The sequence below is a fragment of the Kribbella sp. NPDC003505 genome (assembly GCF_040610875.1).
Taxonomy (GTDB): domain Bacteria; phylum Actinomycetota; class Actinomycetes; order Propionibacteriales; family Kribbellaceae; genus Kribbella.
In genome coordinates this window covers 37,832-54,015 of record NZ_JBEXNA010000002.1, presented here as the reverse complement: position 1 = coordinate 54,015, position 16,184 = coordinate 37,832, and the positions used below count along the sequence as shown (strand labels likewise).

16 protein-coding genes and 1 pseudogene are annotated in these 16,184 nt (G+C 70.4%); 6 read left to right on the top strand and 11 right to left on the bottom strand.

Annotated features, from left to right (window positions below):
• Positions 1–11: 11 nt before the first annotated feature.
• Positions 12–776: a lysophospholipid acyltransferase family protein gene (locus ABZX12_RS04705; protein WP_355689836.1), complete on the bottom strand. Its 765-nt coding sequence runs from the start codon at positions 774–776 to the stop codon at positions 12–14.
• 346 nt (positions 777–1,122) lie between these two features.
• Between ABZX12_RS04705 and ABZX12_RS04700 the strand changes: the two genes are divergently transcribed.
• From ABZX12_RS04700 to ABZX12_RS04680, 5 genes are read left to right on the top strand one after another with little or no spacing between them, the layout of a single operon-like run.
• Positions 1,123–1,929, top strand: coding sequence for an alpha/beta fold hydrolase (locus ABZX12_RS04700; RefSeq protein ID WP_355689835.1), 807 nt, complete (start codon positions 1,123–1,125; stop codon positions 1,927–1,929).
• Positions 1,922–2,623: a hypothetical protein gene (locus ABZX12_RS04695; protein ID WP_355689833.1), complete on the top strand. Its 702-nt coding sequence runs from the start codon at positions 1,922–1,924 to the stop codon at positions 2,621–2,623. Before ABZX12_RS04700 ends, ABZX12_RS04695 begins: the two co-directional genes overlap by 8 nt.
• 60 nt (positions 2,624–2,683) lie before the next feature.
• Positions 2,684–3,925: a TIGR00300 family protein gene (locus ABZX12_RS04690; protein ID WP_355689831.1), complete on the top strand. Its 1,242-nt coding sequence runs from the start codon at positions 2,684–2,686 to the stop codon at positions 3,923–3,925.
• 26 nt (positions 3,926–3,951) lie between these two features.
• Positions 3,952–4,374 (top strand): nuclear transport factor 2 family protein, encoded by a 423-nt coding sequence (locus tag ABZX12_RS04685; RefSeq protein WP_355689829.1) that lies wholly within the window; start codon positions 3,952–3,954, stop codon positions 4,372–4,374.
• An 18-nt stretch (positions 4,375–4,392) separates the two neighbouring features.
• Entirely contained in the window at positions 4,393–5,142 is a 750-nt protein-coding gene (locus tag ABZX12_RS04680) for an enoyl-CoA hydratase-related protein (protein ID WP_355689828.1), read from the top strand.
• On the opposite strand, the gene ABZX12_RS04675 is transcribed toward ABZX12_RS04680, so the two are convergent.
• The 7 genes from ABZX12_RS04675 to ABZX12_RS04645 are packed head-to-tail and all read right to left on the bottom strand — an operon-like array spanning position 5,143 to position 10,611.
• A complete protein-coding gene (locus ABZX12_RS04675) occupies positions 5,143–5,841 on the bottom strand; it encodes an endonuclease/exonuclease/phosphatase family protein (protein WP_355689826.1) in 699 nt (232 codons plus the stop codon).
• A complete protein-coding gene (locus ABZX12_RS04670) occupies positions 5,838–6,968 on the bottom strand; it encodes an ROK family glucokinase (RefSeq protein WP_355689824.1) in 1,131 nt (376 codons plus the stop codon). The genes ABZX12_RS04675 and ABZX12_RS04670 overlap by 4 nt, the downstream gene beginning before the upstream one ends.
• Before the next feature lie 58 nt (positions 6,969–7,026).
• Entirely contained in the window at positions 7,027–7,998 is a 972-nt protein-coding gene (locus ABZX12_RS04665; RefSeq protein WP_355689822.1) for an ROK family glucokinase, read from the bottom strand.
• The gene (locus tag ABZX12_RS04660; RefSeq protein WP_355689820.1) at positions 7,989–8,402 is read right to left on the bottom strand and encodes a hypothetical protein; all 414 of its coding nucleotides are present in this window, start codon (positions 8,400–8,402) and stop codon (positions 7,989–7,991) included. The genes ABZX12_RS04665 and ABZX12_RS04660 overlap by 10 nt, the downstream gene beginning before the upstream one ends.
• Positions 8,399–9,703 carry an ArsA family ATPase gene (locus tag ABZX12_RS04655; RefSeq protein WP_355689818.1) on the bottom strand — a complete coding sequence of 435 codons (1,305 nt, stop codon included), beginning with the start codon at positions 9,701–9,703 and terminating at the stop codon, positions 8,399–8,401. The genes ABZX12_RS04660 and ABZX12_RS04655 overlap by 4 nt, the downstream gene beginning before the upstream one ends.
• Positions 9,704–9,707: 4 nt before the next feature.
• Positions 9,708–10,139: an SRPBCC family protein gene (locus tag ABZX12_RS04650; protein WP_131342091.1), complete on the bottom strand. Its 432-nt coding sequence runs from the start codon at positions 10,137–10,139 to the stop codon at positions 9,708–9,710.
• Positions 10,140–10,143: 4 nt separating this feature from the next.
• Positions 10,144–10,611, bottom strand: coding sequence for a hypothetical protein (locus tag ABZX12_RS04645; RefSeq protein WP_355689817.1), 468 nt, complete (start codon positions 10,609–10,611; stop codon positions 10,144–10,146).
• 112 nt (positions 10,612–10,723) lie between these two features.
• Between ABZX12_RS04645 and ABZX12_RS04640 the strand changes: the two genes are divergently transcribed.
• Positions 10,724–12,511 carry an AMP-dependent synthetase/ligase gene (locus ABZX12_RS04640; RefSeq protein WP_355689815.1) on the top strand — a complete coding sequence of 596 codons (1,788 nt, stop codon included), beginning with the start codon at positions 10,724–10,726 and terminating at the stop codon, positions 12,509–12,511.
• Positions 12,512–13,331: 820 nt separating this feature from the next.
• Here ABZX12_RS04640 and ABZX12_RS04635 read toward each other — a convergent pair.
• From ABZX12_RS04635 to ABZX12_RS04625, 3 genes and pseudogenes are all read right to left on the bottom strand, one after another.
• A complete protein-coding gene (locus ABZX12_RS04635) occupies positions 13,332–15,107 on the bottom strand; it encodes a DUF222 domain-containing protein (protein WP_355691297.1) in 1,776 nt (591 codons plus the stop codon).
• Positions 15,108–15,598: 491 nt separating this feature from the next.
• Complete coding sequence (locus ABZX12_RS04630; protein ID WP_355691327.1) at positions 15,599–15,754, bottom strand: hypothetical protein; 156 nt, start codon at positions 15,752–15,754, stop codon at positions 15,599–15,601.
• A 61-nt stretch (positions 15,755–15,815) separates the two neighbouring features.
• Positions 15,816–16,109, bottom strand: a pseudogene (locus ABZX12_RS04625) (hypothetical protein); the annotation flags it as partial.
• Positions 16,110–16,184 lie beyond the last annotated feature (75 nt).

Genomic DNA, 16,184 nt, shown 5'->3' with positions numbered 1-16,184 from the left:
CGGGCAGGTGGTCAGCTGGCCTTGGTGTCGCCGAGGCGGAGGTGCTCGTCGACGGACTCGCCGGCCTTGATCAGCTCCTTGGCCTTGTCGGCGTACATGTCGACGTACTCCTGGCCGGACAGGTCCATCAGCGCGTACATGATCTCGTCGGTCACCGAGCGCAGCACGAACCGGTCCCGCTCCATGCCCTCGTAGCGGGAGAAGTCCAGCGGCGTGCCGAACGCCACACCGGGACGCACCAGCCGCGGCAGCAGCCGGCCCTTCTCACGGTAGAACCAGTTCGGCCAGATCCGGCCCGGCGGCTGCAGCTTCTCGGTGTCGATCATCGCGACCGGGATCACCGGGACGCCGGCCACGATCGCCATCCGCGCGACGCCGGTCTTCCCCTTGTACAGCCGGCCGTCGGGCGAGCGGGTGCCCTCGGGGTAGATCCCGAACAGGCCGCCCTTCTCGAGGATCCCGAGACCGGTGTTCAGCGCCGCCAGCGAGGCGCGGCCGCCGGAGCGGTCGATCGGGATCTGGCCCACGGACCGGAAGAACGTGGCGACCAGCTTCCCCTTCAGGCCGGGAGCGGTGAAGTACTCGGACTTGGCCGGGAAGACGATCTGCCGCGGCACGGACACCGGCAGGAAGATCGAGTCGCAGAACGCGAGGTGGTTGGAGACCAGCAGCGCCGGACCCTCGGTCGGCACGTGCTCCACCCCGGTCACTTTGGGACGGAAGAGCAGCTTCACCAGTGGTGCGACCAAGAACCGTCTGAGGAACAGGTACAGCATCCGCCTCGACCTCCGTCACTCGCCCGACACACTCACCCGACAGCACTCACGCAGGATCCGCCCCAGCCTCTCCAGCCATGGTCGGACCGTACCCATTCCGGCACCAGTGCACGCCGGTGGCGGTCACGCGACAACTCCGGCGCGCCACCTTCCGGTGCGGACACTACGTTCCAGCTTCCCTCTCAGGCAATGTCACCGCCAGGAATGCGGGTGTTGCTCACCGTGTTGTCACCTGGATGCAGGCTGGATGCAGACTGGACGCAGCCCAGATGCGACGATTGTCTCGCGCCTTCGAGGGATGGTCCGGGGCGCGGTTGTGAGGACCGTGAGCGGCGAGGAGTCGAGCGTGCCAGTGCAAGCCCACGCGGAGGAGTTTCGCAGTCCCGGCACCGGGGAGAACGCCGCCGTCGGCGTGCTCCTGAGCCACGGGTTCACCGGCTCGCCGTGGTCGATGAAGCCGTTCGCCGAGCATCTGGCCGCCGAGGGGTACGGCGTCGCGGTCCCCCGGCTGCCCGGTCACGGGACCAGCTGGCAGGAGATGAACAAGACCTCCTGGCCGGACTGGTACGCAGTACTCGACAACGAGTTCGAGCGGCTGCGCAAGGAGCACGACCAGGTGTTCCTGGTGGGCCTGTCGATGGGCGGCTGCCTGATGCTGCGACTCGCGGAGCAGCACGGCGCCGACGTTTCCGGTCTGGTCCTGATCAACCCGTCGGTGCGGACCGACGACAAGCGGCTGGCGCTGCTGCCGGTGCTCTCCCGGCTGGTGCCCTCGTTCCCCGGCATCTCGAACGACATCAAGAAGCCCGGCGTCGACGAGCGCGCCTACGACCGGATGCCGCTGCGCGCCCTGCACTCGCTGTCACGGCTGTGGAAGGTCACCCGGGACGACCTGGCGAAGATCACGCAGCCGGTCCTGCTGTTCCGCAGTACTGTCGATCATGTGGTGGAGCCGAGCTCGGGACGGACCGTGTTGTCCTCGATCTCGTCCCGCGACGTGACCGAGACCCTGCTCGAGGACAGCTATCACGTGGCAACCCTGGACAACGACGCGCCGCGGATCTTCGCGGACTCGACCGCTTTCATCGGCCGGCTGAGCAGGCCGCGGATCGAGCCCGGGAGCGAGCCCGAGAACGAGCCCAGCGATGCGTGACAACGGATTGACGGCCGCGTCGTACACATCGCTCGGGGGCATCGACCCGCTGGTCGCCGAGCCGGTCCTGGACGCGCTCGCCGCGGCCGGGATCGCGGCGTACTGCGAGAACCAGAACGAGGCCCGCACGCCGGAGGAGGCCGAGGAGGCACCGGCCCGGATCCCGGTCGGGTACGACGAGATCTTCGTCGACGCCGAGGCGGTGGACCGGGCCCGCCCGGTGATCGACCGCAGCACCGAGGACGCCGAGTGGCGGTCGCTGGTGGAGCAGTTCAGCAAGCCGTCCGCGCCGGGGCACGACGGCGGCGAGGACCCGGTGCCGCGCTGGCCGGTCAGCGAGGACGTCGACGACAAGTACGAGCCGCTGATCGACGTACCGGCCGGTCTCACCGTCGAGGAGAAGGCCGCGGAGGACGAGGAGCCGCCGGCCAAGAAGGCCGACGACCCGCACGACCACTACGTCCCGCCGGAGCCGCCGCGCGGCCCGCGACTGGACTGGATCAGCCGGCTCGCCTGGCTGGGGCTGCTCGGCGGGCCGCTGCTGCTGATCGCGGCCGCCCTGCTGGACTTCGGCACCGGCCGGATCACCACGCTCGCGGTCGCCGGGTTCATCGGCGGGTTCCTGACGCTGGTGTTCCGGATGAAGGACCGGCTCCCTCCGGGCGACGGCGGCGACGACGGGGCCGTCGTCTGAGCTAGAGTGCGGATCGTCGGACAATCCGACACATCCGATTCGATTTGGGGAGGGCGCCCCGTGCAGGTCACCGAGACCGTCGAGATCACCGGCCACCTGATGGACACCGGGCTGCTGTCCCGGGTCCTCGACGACATCCGCGGGTACGGCGGCGAGTACACGCTCGACAAGTTCGACCTCGGCTACGACAAGGACGACCCGTCCACGGTCCGGATGACGGTCGGCGCCGAGGACGAGGAGGCGCTGCAGCGGCTGCTGATGCGGATCCAGACCAAGGGCGCGAACCTGGTCAACCCGGGCGAGCCGGAGATCACCGAGGTGGTGCAGGACGGCGTCTTCCCGGACGGCTTCTACTCGACCACCAACCTGCCGACCAACGTGCGGCTGGGCGGGCACTGGGTCGAGGTCCGCAACCCGGAGATGGACTGCGGGCTGTTGGTCGAGGGCGACCCGGAGCCCAGCACCGTCCGGACCATCCCGATGTCAGAGGTCCGCGCCGGTATGAAGATCATCACCAGCGCCCAGGGCGTCCGGGTGATCCCGCCGCTCAGCGAGTCCACCGAGGGCGGGTTCGGCTTCATGGAGTCGGACGTGTCCAGCGAGAAGCCACAGCGGGTGCTCGTCCGGCAGGTCGCCGACGGGATGCGCGAAGCCAAGGCGAACGGCCTCAAGGTGCTCTGGGTCGGCGGGCCGGGCATCGTCCACACCGGGGCCGCGCCGGCCATGGTGGCCCTGGTCGAGGCCGGCTTCGTCGACGTGCTGTTCGCCGGGAACGCGCTGGCCACGCACGACATCGAGTCGTCGCTGTACGGTACGTCGCTCGGCGTCGATCTGGATCGCGGTCGCGGGGTCGAGCACGGGCACGAACACCACATCCGGGCGATCAACACGATCCGCAAGGCCGGCTCGATCGCGGCTGCCGTCGAGCAGGGCGTGCTGACGTCGGGCGTGATGCACGCCCTGGTGAGGAACGGCAACCGGTTCGTGCTGGTCGGGTCGGTGCGCGACGACGGTCCGCTGCCGGACGTCTACACCGACGTCCTCGAGGGTCAGCGCGCGATGCGGGCCGAACTGCCGGGCGTCGGGTACTGCCTGATGGCCGCCACCATGCTGCATTCAGTTGCTACTGGCAACATTCTGCCCGCGTCGATCCCGCTGACCTGCGTCGACATCAACCCGGCCACCGTCACCAAACTGGCCGACCGGGGATCGTCGCACGCCCGCGGCATCGTCACCGACGTCGGCCTGTTCGTCGAGCACCTGGCGCGTGAGCTGTCTCCCACCTACGCCGACGGCAAGTGACCCCCGCCGGAGTAGAGGCTGGAGTCATGAACCAGGACTTCGAAACGTTCCTGCGACGGTTCGAGGAGGCCAACACCGCGTTCGTGAACGGCGATCCGTCGCTGTGGTTGCCGTTGGTGTCGCGCAGCGAGCAGAGCTCGATCTTCGGCGGTTTCGGCGGCCAGGAGGTCGGCTGGTCCGAGATCGGGCCACGGTACGAGTGGGCGTCCTCGCAGTTCCGCGACACCGGCGGGACGGTCGACTTCGAGTACCTCGACACCTACGTCGGCGCGGACACGGCGTACACCGTCGCGATCGAGCGCTGCACCGTCCACCACGTCACCCAGCCCGCCCCCGTCCCGCACGAACTGCGCGCCACGATGATCTTCCGGCGCGAGGACAACGAGTGGAAGATCACGCACCGGCACGCCGATCCGCTGAGCCCCAGGTCCTCCCCCTCGGGGCCGTGAGGATGTTTGGATGACGGCATGACCGAACTCGTGCACCTGGACGTCGCCGGCGGTGTGGCCACGATCACGCTGGACTCGCCGCACAACAAGAACGCACTGTCGCAGCAGCTGACCGGCGAACTGCTGGAGCAACTGGAGGCGGCGGGGGCGGACGACGCCGTCCGGGCGATCATGATCCGGTCGGCGCTGGACGTGTTCTGCTCGGGAGCGGACCTGTCGGAGGCGACGACGGTCGGGATGGGCGTCGGGGCGCAGCGGATGGTCGACGTCCAGCGGGCGATCGTCGCGAACCCGAAGCCGGTCGTCGCGCGGGTGGCCGGGCCGGTGCGGGCCGGCGGTATCGGCATCGTGGCGGCCGCCGACATCAGCGTGGCCGGGGAGAGCGCGACGTTCGCGCTGACCGAGGTCCGGCTGGGTCTCGCCGCGGCGACGATCTCGCTGACGGTGCTCCCCCGGCTCACGGACCGCGCCGCGGCGTACACGTTCCTCACCGGCAACGGGTTCGACGCGCTCGAGGCCGCCCGGCTCGGGCTGCTCACCCTGACCGTGCCGGACGCCGACCTGGACAGCGCCGTCGACACGGTGCTGTCGTCGCTGCTGAAGGGCGTCCCGCAGGGGCTGCGCGAGACCAAGAAGCTCCTCAACCGTGAGCTGCTCGCCGATATCGATGCCCGCGGCAAAGACCTCGCCGAGCTCTCCGCCTCCCTGTTCGGCTCCCCCGCGGCCCAGGAAGCGATGCTCGCCTTCTTGAACCGCAAGAAGAACTGACTACCTGACGCTGAGCTCGATCAGCATCGGGAGGTGGTCGGAGGCGGCGGCCAGGTCCTCGGGTGCAGCGGGGGCCGGGAGGATGCGGCCCTGCAGGGTCGGTGACAGGTGGGCGCCGTCGATGCGTTTGTGCGGGTCCGTGGAGCTGAAGGTCGGGCCCGCGTCGGCGCCCAGGTCGGTCAGGCCCTCTTCGGCGAGGCGTTTCCACACCGGGCCGTCGGGTTCTTCGTTGAGGTCGCCCGCCAGCAGGTACGGCGCGCCGAACGTCCGGCAGCGGCGCAGGATCTGCTCGAGTTCGCGCCGGCGGCCGAGGATGTGCAGGCCGAGGTGGCAGCAGACGACGGCCAGCCGGGTGGCGCCCACGAGCACGTAGCCGCCGACGGCGCCGCCAGGGAGCTGGGTGGCGACGAAGTTCAGCCGGCGGCGGACGAACGGGCGCCAGATCCGCCAGTGCAGCGGCTCGGCGAGCTCGATGCCGTCGGCAACCAGGATGGCGTTCCGGGCGGACGCCGCGACGTACCGCAGACCGAACGTCGCGGCCATCGCCCGCCGTTTGCGCCGCGTCCCGAACCAGGTCGGCGCCTCCTGGACCAGCATCACGTCCGGCGCGCACGCCCGCACCACCCGCGCCAGCGCCGTACGGTCGTCACCCCAGCGGTGCACGTTGTACGACAGCACCCGGAGGGAGCCGTCGGTCATGCGTCGGGGTCGGCGTGGTGCAGGTCGTGGTCGGAGGCGGCGGCCCGCATCCCGGTACGGCGACCCGCGGACTTGCGGGCTGCTCGCTCCAGGCGGGTCGAGCGTCCGCGCGCCGCGGCCGTCTTCGCGGTCACGGCGGTGGTCTTCACCCGCACCCTGCGCAACCAGGTGGCCTCTTCACGGGCCAGGTCGGCCGCGCCGACGAGACCTGCTTCCGGACCGAGCACCGCGCGGACGATCCGGGCCTCCGGGCGGAACCCGCGACCGGTCAGCGTCCGCTTGAACGCCTCCCGCGCCGGCGCCAGCAGCAGCTCGCCCGCGTCGGACACGCCGCCGCCGATCACGAACGTGCCCGGGTCCAGCGCGGCGGCCAGGTTCGCGAGGCCGACACCGAGCCAGCGGCCGACCTCCTCGAGCAGCTCGACCGCGACCGGGTCGCCGTCCTTGGCCAGCTCGGTCACCATCGGGCCGTTGATCTTGCTCGGGTCGCCGCCGGCGGCCCGGAGCAGGTTGTGCGCGACCGGCGAACCGGACAGCGCCAGCTCGCGGGCCTCCCGGGTGAGCGCGTTGCCGGACGCGTACTGCTCCCAGCAGCCGCGGTTCCCGCACTCGCAGCGATGGCCGCCGGGAACCACCTGCATGTGCCCGAACTCGCCCGCGATGCCGAACTTCCCGCGCTGCAAGGCGCCGTCGTTCAGGATCGCGCCGCCGATGCCGGTGCCGAGCGTGACGCACACCAGATGGCTCTCACCCTGGCCGCCGCCGAACCGCCACTCCGACCAGGCGGCCGCGTTCGCGTCGTTCTCGACCACGACCGGCAGGCCGAGCCGGCGCTCGACCGCGTCCCGCAGCGGCTCGTGCCGCCAGGCGAGGTGCGGCGCGAACAGCACCGACGACCGGGTGCCGTCGACGAAGCCGGCGGCGCCGATGCCGACCGCGATCACGTCGTGCCGCGACTCCAGGTCGTGGACGATCTCGGCGATCGCGTCCTCGGTCTCCTTGGGGTCCTTGGTCGGCGTGTCGCGGCGCAACCGGTCCAGGATGTTGCCTTCGGGGTCGACCACCCCGGCGGCCACTTTGGTCCCGCCGATGTCGATCCCGATCGTCAAAGCCTGCGTCAAAGCCAAGGTTCGACCCTTCTCGCGACCCCCGCCGGACAGCCTCCAGTATCCCAGGTCAGGACAATCATCGGGACGTCGCCGGCACTGCGGCCGGCTGCCGGGCCAGGTCGGCGGCGCCGATCAGGCCGGCGTCGTTGCCCAGCTCGGCGAGGGTGAAGGGTGCGTGCGGGCGGTTCGCCTTGGCCGGCAGCACCTTCTCGAACGCCTGCACCGCGGACTTCATGATCAGGTCCTTCGCCGCGCTCACACCGCCGCCGATCACGACCAGAGTGGGGTCGAAGATGGTCGCCAGGCTGGCCACTCCCTCACCGAGCCAGCGGCCCAGGTCCTCGAGCAGCTCGACGGCGCACGGGTCACCCTGCATCGCCGCGTCGGTGATCATCGGGCCGGTCAGCTCGGCCGGGTCGGTGATGCCGCACACGCTCAGCATCTGCACCGCCGCCAGCGACCCCGACTCGGCCTGCGCCCTGCCCTCTCGCACCAGCGCCTTGCCGGAGGCGTACTGCTCCAGGCAGCCGCGGGAACCGCAGCCGCACCGGTGTCCACCGGGCACGACGCGCATGTGGCCGAGCTCGGCCGCCACGCCGTTGGCGCCGCGGAGCAGCTCACCGTCGATCACGACGCCGCCGCCGATCCCGGTGCCGACCGTGATGCAGACCATGTGCTCGACGTCCTTGGCGGCGCCGAACGCGAACTCGCCCCAGGCGGCCGCGTTCGCGTCGTTCTCGACCACGACCGGGATGCTCAGCTCCGCGGCGACCCGCGCGCCGAGCGGCTCGTCGCGCCAGGCCAGGTTCGGCGCGAACAGTACGGTCGACCGGTCCGACGAGACGAACCCGGCGGCGCCGATCCCGACCGCCTGCACGGCGTGCGCCGCGATCAGCTCGGCGGCCGCGTCGCAGATCGCCGCTGCGGTCGCGTCGGTCGACTCGGCCGGGGTGTCGCGTTGCGTCCGCGCGATGATGGCGCCGGTCTCGTCGACCACGCCGGCGGCGATCTTCGTACCGCCGACATCGATGCCGATCGTCAGTCCCATGGTTCGGGGTCCTCACTCACGTCGATCCGGTCCACCCGGGACCGGGTCGCTTCTTGGGCCGGTTCCTCCTCCGCTGCGGAGGACCGCGACGCTGCGTCCTCCCGCGCCTGCCGGGCCGCGTCCGCGGCGGCCTCCAGCAGAGATCTCAACGAGCCCAGCACGTGCGCGGCGGCCGTCGACAGCTGCTCGACCGTCTCCGGGCTGGTGTTCCGCACCCGGTGGATCAGCTGACACACGGGGCACCACACGCAGTCCGGCCCCAGCTTGTGCTCGTGCCCGTGCTCGGCGGCGCTGTCGTCAGCGGTACTGTCGCCCGCGGGCGGCGCGGCACTCGCGGCGTTCTGCAGTACGGCGAACAGCTTCGCCGCCTCTTCCGCGACGGAGCCCACTGGGTCCTTGCTCACCGCGCGGCCTCTTGCCGGGTCAGCTGCTCGTGGTACTCGGCGGTCAAGCCCTGGGCCAGCTCCTGCGCCGACTCCAGCGGACCGGATCCGCTCGGCAGCTCGGGCGCGACCGGCCGCGCGGTCTCCCGCGGCGAGAACCGCACCTGCAGCCGGCCTTCGTCCAGGCGGGCACCCGCGACCACGCCGCGCGCCAGGGCGGCCGGCAGCGGCAGCACCCGCCGGTACGACCCGACGGTGATGATCAGCTCGTCGCCGTGCCGCGCCAGCTCCAGCTCGTCGGCGGATGCCAACGGCAACGGCATCGTCAGCGTGTACGTCCGGCCGTCGGTGTCGATGTGCCGGTCCACCCACAGCGACGTGTCGGCGGTGGCCCGCGCGAACGGGTCGTCCCCGCCGTACATCTCGACCGCGAACGCGGCCAGCTCCTCGACGCCGACCGGCTCGCAGACCCGGTACGGCGACTCCCAGATCGGCAGCGGGCGGAACGAGTCCGCGACCTCCTCGAGGATCCCGCGCTGGGCGGCGACCCACTGCCGCCGCCAGGTGTCGGCGCCGGCGGCCGGGAACACGCGGTTGGCCACGACGCCGTCGACGCGGTACCCGTACAGCGACAGCCGGGTCAGGGAGCGCCGGGCCTCGGCGACCACGACCGCCTCGGGCGTCAGGACCAGCCGCACCGAGGCGTCCGGGCCGGCCAGCAGCGTCCGGATGTCCGACAGGTCGGCCTGCAGCCGCCGCAGCGCGTCGAAGACGGTGTCGTCCGGCACCGGGATGCTCGAGCCGCGGTTCAGGAACGGGCGGAAGGTGCGCATCATCTTGCGCTCGGCGTTGAAGATCCGCTCGAGGTACCAGTTCAGGGCCTCGGGCAGCGCCAGCAGCCGCAGCGTCTCGGCGGTCGGCGCGCAGTCCACGACGATCACGTCCCAGCGGCCGGACCGGACGTGGTCGCGCACCTCGAGCAGCGCGAGCACCTCCGCGGCGCCGGGCAGCACGGTCAGCTCCTCGGCCTCGATCGGGTCCACCCCGACGGTGTGCAGCACCGAGCGCAGGTAACTCTGGATGTCGCCCCAGGACCGATCGAACTTGCGCTGCGCGTCGATCTGCTGCACGAACAGCAGGTCGTCGATCTCGGTCGGCTCCGGCCCGACCTCGGAGTCGAACGCGTCCGACAGCGAGTGCGCGGCGTCCGTCGACAGCACCAGCGTGCGCAGCCCGCGCAGCGCCGCGAGCGTGGCCGTCCCCGCGGCGGACGTGGTCTTGCCCACGCCGCCCTTACCCGTATACAGCAGAACCCGAGTCACTGGCTTACGACTCGACGCGCTTCTTCAAGCCCTTCAGGGCCGTGTCGATGATGACCTTCTCGGCCTTGCGCTTCAGCATCCCGATCATCGGGATCGCCACGTCCACCGCCAGCCGGTACGTCACCTCGGTCCCCTCCGCACCCAGGTCCTTCAGGACATAGGCGCCGTCCATACCCTTCACCATCTTCGCCTCGACCAGCGTCCAGGTCACCTCGTTGCGGGACCAGACGTAGGCCAGCGTGTACTCGTCGGAGATCGCGCCGGCGTCCACCTTGAAGCGCACCTTGTTCGGCCGGCCGGCCTCGTCGGTGGACAGCACCTCGGTCTCCCGCATCGAGTCGGCCCATTCCGGGTACGCCGCGAAGTCCGCGATCACCGCCATGATCTCTTTGGGGGTCGCGTTCACCTGGATGGTCGAGGTGGTCTGTTCCGCCATCGATTCACCTCTTCGCCGGTCGGGTCTGGTGCGGGGGGCCGCCGGGCCGGGTGGTGCCGGCGCCGATGTCCTCACCGGAGACTATCGCGGGATCGGCCCCGGGACGGCGTTCGCCCGCCGCGCGGCCCGCTTCGGCTTCGTCCTTGAACGCCCACAGCCGCTTCCGGTACGCCGCGACGTACCGCTCCTTCAAACGTTCGGCCGCGCGGCCGCGGACCGGTTTCGCGGGGTCGACCCGCAGGTACCAGTGCACGACGACCCCGTCGCGGACCGCCTCCAGCCACCACTCCGCCGTACCGGTCGCGGCGCCGGTGACGGCCCACCGGACCCCCTCCAGGCCGCGCCGCTCGGACGGCGTCAGGGTCAGGTCCGGCCACCACTCGCGCCAGAGGGTGTCCGAACCGAGCCGCTCGGCGACGTAGGCTGGATCAGCAACGACCAGGTCGTCGCAACTGATGTCGAGCAACGGCATGGCTAGAAGCTAGTCCATAGTTCCGTGGGTCACATAAACCTGGCTACTTGTGGGTAGGTGACTGTAGCGTGCGCCGGAAGTCGACAATTCGTGACCGACTGAGGAGACGCGGATGCGTGAGTACACCGTTCCTGCTGTGACAGAAGCGCCCACCGGGAGCCTGAGCGACCCGGTGTGGGCGAACGCGTCCTCGCATCCCGACACCGCCGTGTTCAGCCGCCGCACCGGCACGACCTGGACCGACGTCACCGCGGCCGAGTTCGCGCGGCAGGTGACGAGTGTCGCGAAGGGCTTGATCGCCGCCGGCGTGAAGCATGGCGAGCGAGTCGCTCTGCTCAGCCCGACGCGGTACGAGTGGACGCTGGTCGACTACGCGATCTGGAGCATCGGCGCGGTCACCGTGCCGATCTACGAGACCTCGTCGCCGTCGCAGGTCCAGTGGATCCTGACCGACTCCGAGGCGGTCGTCGCCGTCGTCGAGAACGCGACCCACGGCGCCGTGGTCGAGTCCGCACGGGCGGAGGCGCCGGCGCTGCAGGAGGTCTGGCAGATCGAGGCCGGCGCCGTCGACCAGCTGACCGCGCTCGGCCAGGAGGTCAGCGACGCCGAATTCGACAAGCGCCGCTCCGCGGTCACGCCGGACGACCTGGCCACGCTGATCTACACCTCCGGGACGACGGGCCGCCCGAAGGGCTGCAAGATCAGCCACTCGAACTTCATGGACGAGCTCAACCCGGCGGTGAAGATCCTCGACAACCTCTTCGACACCACGGGTGCTAGCACGCTGCTGTTCCTGCCGCTGGCGCACGTGTTCGCCCGGATCATCCAGGTCGGCTGCGTGATGAAGCGGGTCAAGGTCGGGCACAGCGCCGACGTGAAGAACCTCGTCGACGACCTGGGTGCGTTCCGGCCGACGTTCATCCTGAGCGTGCCGCGGGTGTTCGAGAAGGTGTTCAACTCGGCCAGTCAGAAGGCGCACGCCGACGGCAAGGGCAAGATCTTCGACGCCGCCGCGGAGACCGCGATCGCGTACTCGCAGGCCCAGGACAAGGGCGGCGCGTCGTTCGGCCTGAAGGCCAAGCACCTGCTCTTCGACCGGCTCGTCTACGGCAAGCTGCGCGCGGTGCTCGGCGGCCAGGTGCAGTACGCCGTCTCGGGCGGCGCCCCGCTCGGCGACCGGCTCGGCCACTTCTTCCGCGGCATCGGCGTACCGGTCCTGGAGGGCTACGGCCTCACCGAGACCACCGCCGCGGTGTCGGTGAACCTGCCCGACGACATCCGGATCGGCACCGTGGGCCGGCCGCTGCCCGGCGTCACCGTCGCGGTCGCGGACGACGGCGAGCTGCTCTTCAAGGGCGGCCAGGTGATGCAGGGGTACTGGAAGAACGACGAGGCGACCGCGGCCGCGATCGACGCCGACGGCTGGTTCCACACCGGCGACCTCGGCGAGTTCGACGTCGACGGGTTCATCAAGATCACCGGCCGGAAGAAGGAGATCCTGGTGACGGCCGGCGGCAAGAATGTCGCGCCGACGCTGCTGGAGGACCAGATCCGGCTGCACCCGCTGGTCAGCCAGTGCATGGTGGTCGGCGACGGCAAGCCGTTCATCGCCGCGCTGATCACGATCGACCCGGAGACCATCGTGCCGTGGGCAACCGAGCGCGGGAAGCCGACCGACCCGGCCGAGCTGACCCGGGACGCCGAACTGATCGCCGAGGTGCAGAAGGCGATCGACGACGCGAACGCCTCGGTCTCGCACGCGGAGGCGATCAAGAAGTTCTCGATCCTGCCGATCGACTGGACCCAGGAGTCCGGCGAACTGTCGCTGAAGCTGTCGCTGCGCCGCCACATCGTGATGGAGAAGTACGGCGCGGACGTCGAGGCCCTCTACGCGAAGTAGGTAAGTATTCAGAGGTCTCGGTGAGCTCTTCGGGGAAGAGCTTGAAGGAGAGATCAAAGAAGCAAGAGAGATTCAGAGTGGTGGCTGGCTTCATTGGGTCAGCCGCAAGTTCGACGGTGCTGCCTGGCGTGTTCCGGATCCCCGACGCCGAAAGGGAACGTTCGGGCGCCCGCCGATGCTCGGCTAGTGACTTCTGAATAGCCTCAGAGAGAAGAGATTCGAGTCGCGCCCGGCTTCGCCGATCAGCCGTAGGTTTGTCTGCGTATCACCGAGTTGATCGGCAGGTGTCTCAGGTTCTCGGCGACCGGTCGCAGGGCTGTGGGCATCTGCCGCCGCGGGGTTGCACGAGCAGGTCGCTGACGCCGAGGTACCTGCGGCAGAACGTCAGCCAGGCGTACTCCCGACATGTGCCGCGTCGGGCGGCGCCGGCGTCAACGAGCCGGGCCGAGCAGCTCGAGGGGCTGGTCGACAGGACGCTGATACCGACGGGGAACCGCCCGGGCAGCGAGCGCACCAGCTCCAGCAAACGCCTCCGTCAACGCTCGAACATCCAGGCCTCCGCTGCCCTGCTTGCCATGTCCGCACCGGCTGCCGTAGGCCGTTACGGCCACCACGAGCGGCAGCGGACGGACGCCGCCCACGACGAGCCACGCTGCCCGCGGCCACTGAAGGATCCCGACCTCCTGACGCGGACAGCGACCGCTGCGTGTAGGAGCCCAACCTGTACGGGTGCTGCTGCGTGTACGTGCCTGCGCCGCAGCACAACAGCCTCCTGCTCGCATGGCCCGCGGGGAGGAGGTTGTTGTTGTGGTGTCCGGCCTCAGCCGGTCGCTGCGAAGGCGGCCGCTTGCTGAAGTGCGGCCTCGTCGGCCCGCCATCGCGACCGGTCGACGTCGGTTTCCTTGCGCCCGGGTGACTCGGCCTCCGGCGGTGCCGTACTCCGCGCCACGGAGCTGGCCGGCTGGTCGGCCCAGCCCGGGCCGGCGACGTGGATGCCGCCGTCGGCGGTCCTCTCCACGCGGGCGAGTGGCTGGCCGTCCGGCGACACCGGACGTCGTAGCAGGGTGTCCGGCGGTGCCGTACGTCGTAGCAGGGTGTCCGGCGGTGCCGTGCGTCGTGGCCGGGCGTTCGGTGGTGCTGTGCGTCGGGCGGCGGTGATGGTGCGTGAGGGTTCGGCCCAGCTTGGGCGGGCGACGTGGACTTCGCCGTTGGTGATGGTGATGTGCCAGCGGCCCTTGTGCAGGTCGGTGTGGTGCCGACGGCACAGCAGGGCCAGGTTCGAGACCTTGGTGTGGCCGCCGTCGATCCAGGAGATCAGGTGGTGGGCGTCGCACATGACCGGCGGGGCTCCGCAGACCACGCAGCCACGGTCACGGGCCTCCAGGGCGCGGCGCATCGCCGTGGTGACCAGCCGCACCCGGCGCCCCACATCCAGCGGCTCCGAATTCGAGCCCAGCACCAGCGGGATGATGTTCGCGTCACAGGCCAGCCGCCGGATCGTGGCCGCGGACAGCCCGCCGCTGTAGACGGTGCGCCCGACCGCGTCCGCGGTCGCGGCTTTGAGGTCGTCGAAGTCGATCGTGACGGTGATGGTCGCCTTCGCGCCGTACCCGGCCACCCGACCACCCGTACCCGCGGCGCTCTCAGCCGCCGAAGCCGCGGCACCCGCGGTGCCTGCCATATCCCCTATATCCGCGGTGCTTGCGGCGCCCCCTGTACCCGCGGTGCTTACGGTGTCCTCGGTGCCCGCGGTGCCCGCGGTGCCCATGGCGGGGCCGGTGGCGGGGCCGGTGGCGGGTGTGGGGCCGGCGGTGGGGCTGGGTGTGGGGCCGGTGGTGTCCCACACGGCGGCGGCGATACTCAAGGCATCCGACAGCGCGTCGGCCTGGCGCTTGTCACGTGACCGCGGATCGTGTTCGCCGTCGACAGTCTTGTACGGGCGAGCCCCGGCATGCACGACCGCCCGCAACAGCTCGGCGTTCTCGTTCGCCAGAAAACCCTTGAACTTCACCCCGTTGTCCGCAGCCGACAGCGTCAACGACTCCCGCTCATACGCCTTCTGCTCCTCAGGCTCGGGGCCGTCGGAGTCCAGCAGATCGGCGATCTCCTTCGCGGCCGTCCGCAGCTCACCGGGCGACAAATGACCGGCCAGCCCGACCAGCTGCTCCGCGGCCGCGTCCAGGTGCTCCACCGGCACCCGGGAGCGGACCCGGTCCAGCCCGAACACGATCGCGGCCGCCTGCGCCGGCCGCAGCAACCAGCCACCACCAGCACCACCACCGCCAGCACCGTCGTCGGACTCCTCGCAGGAGGCGGTGTCCTCGAGGGCGGCCGCCACGGCCGGGTAGTGCGGGGCGGTCTGGGCCAGGCGGAGGGTGCGGCGGGCGGCCGGGGCGTCCAGGCGGTACCGGAAGCGTAGGAGTTCGGCGGTGTCGCGGGCCCCGAGCTCTTCGGCGTACCCGGTGGACTCGATCGCGGCGATCACGCTCAGCCGGTACGCCTCCCGGCGGGCCAGCTCGGCCTCCAGCGTGTCGAGAGTGGACAGCAGTTCGCTGCCACTCATCGACCACACCGGCCGCTCGCCCAGAAGTTCCATGGCATTGACTCTAGACGGTCCCACCGACAGTTTCCGAACGAGAATCCCCTTATTTTGTGGGCTATTCGTGGGCCCACACCAGCAAACACCCCAGCCCACCCAAGCTGCTTCGTGAACCAATTGGTGACCGTCGAACCCAGCCACACACCTCAAGCCGACTGGGAGCTGGATGCACGGCCGGGTCCGCCGCCAGGCGCGCCGGGCTCGGATCGTTGCAGCTACCACCCACTGGGCACGCGCCTTCTCTCCCGGCGACCGGCGTGCCCTTGCGGGGAAGGTGTCGTCGGGCAGGGTGGCGAACTTGATGTTCCGGTCTTGCCGAGCTCTTGATGGAGCAGTTCCACCAGCTGTCCGCGCGATTGCCCGTACTGAAGTCTCCCGGCCCGCGCGCCAAGGCGGCCAAGCCCTCGCCCTGGACTCCAACCGACCGAGCACCACACCACCCTCGGCACCCACCTCGTCGTCCGCGAGATCGTCGCCCAACGCTGAACTCATTCCACAGCGTTCACGAACCAGCTGGTGATCGTGGTGGGGTGAGTGATCGCCGCGGCCAGCCGGGCGACAAGATCGAGGTCGGGCCCGTCGGTCTTCGTGGTGTACGGCGTGAAGCCCGAAAGCGTCGTACCGACGACATCGGCATCGGCCACCGGCCGCGACGCCCTCCTCGAAGGTTGAGCAGTCGGCCATCACCAGCGTGCCGGCGCGGTCGTGGAGCGCCTCGATGGTCTCGGCGAGACCGCGACCGTCCGGACGCAGGCGCTGCGTCCCGTCGAGTGCAGCGACATCAGTCCAGGCGACCGCGAGCGCATGATCCAGGGCCGGGGTGACGGATCGCGCCGATATCCGCGATCCCCTGCACCCACACACCGCCGGCCCCTCCCGCGACCACCGCCTCGGCCACTGCCCGCAGGGCGGCCGACGAGGCAAAACCGCGCCTACCTGCCGAGGCGACCACGCGCCAAGCCACTCCTCTGGAGAGCCGGTGTCTGGCTGATCCCGCATGCAGCTTCAGTTGTCGATCCACCGGGTCGGCCGGCGGAGGCAGGCGTGCGGCCATCAACCGAATGGCTGATGGCG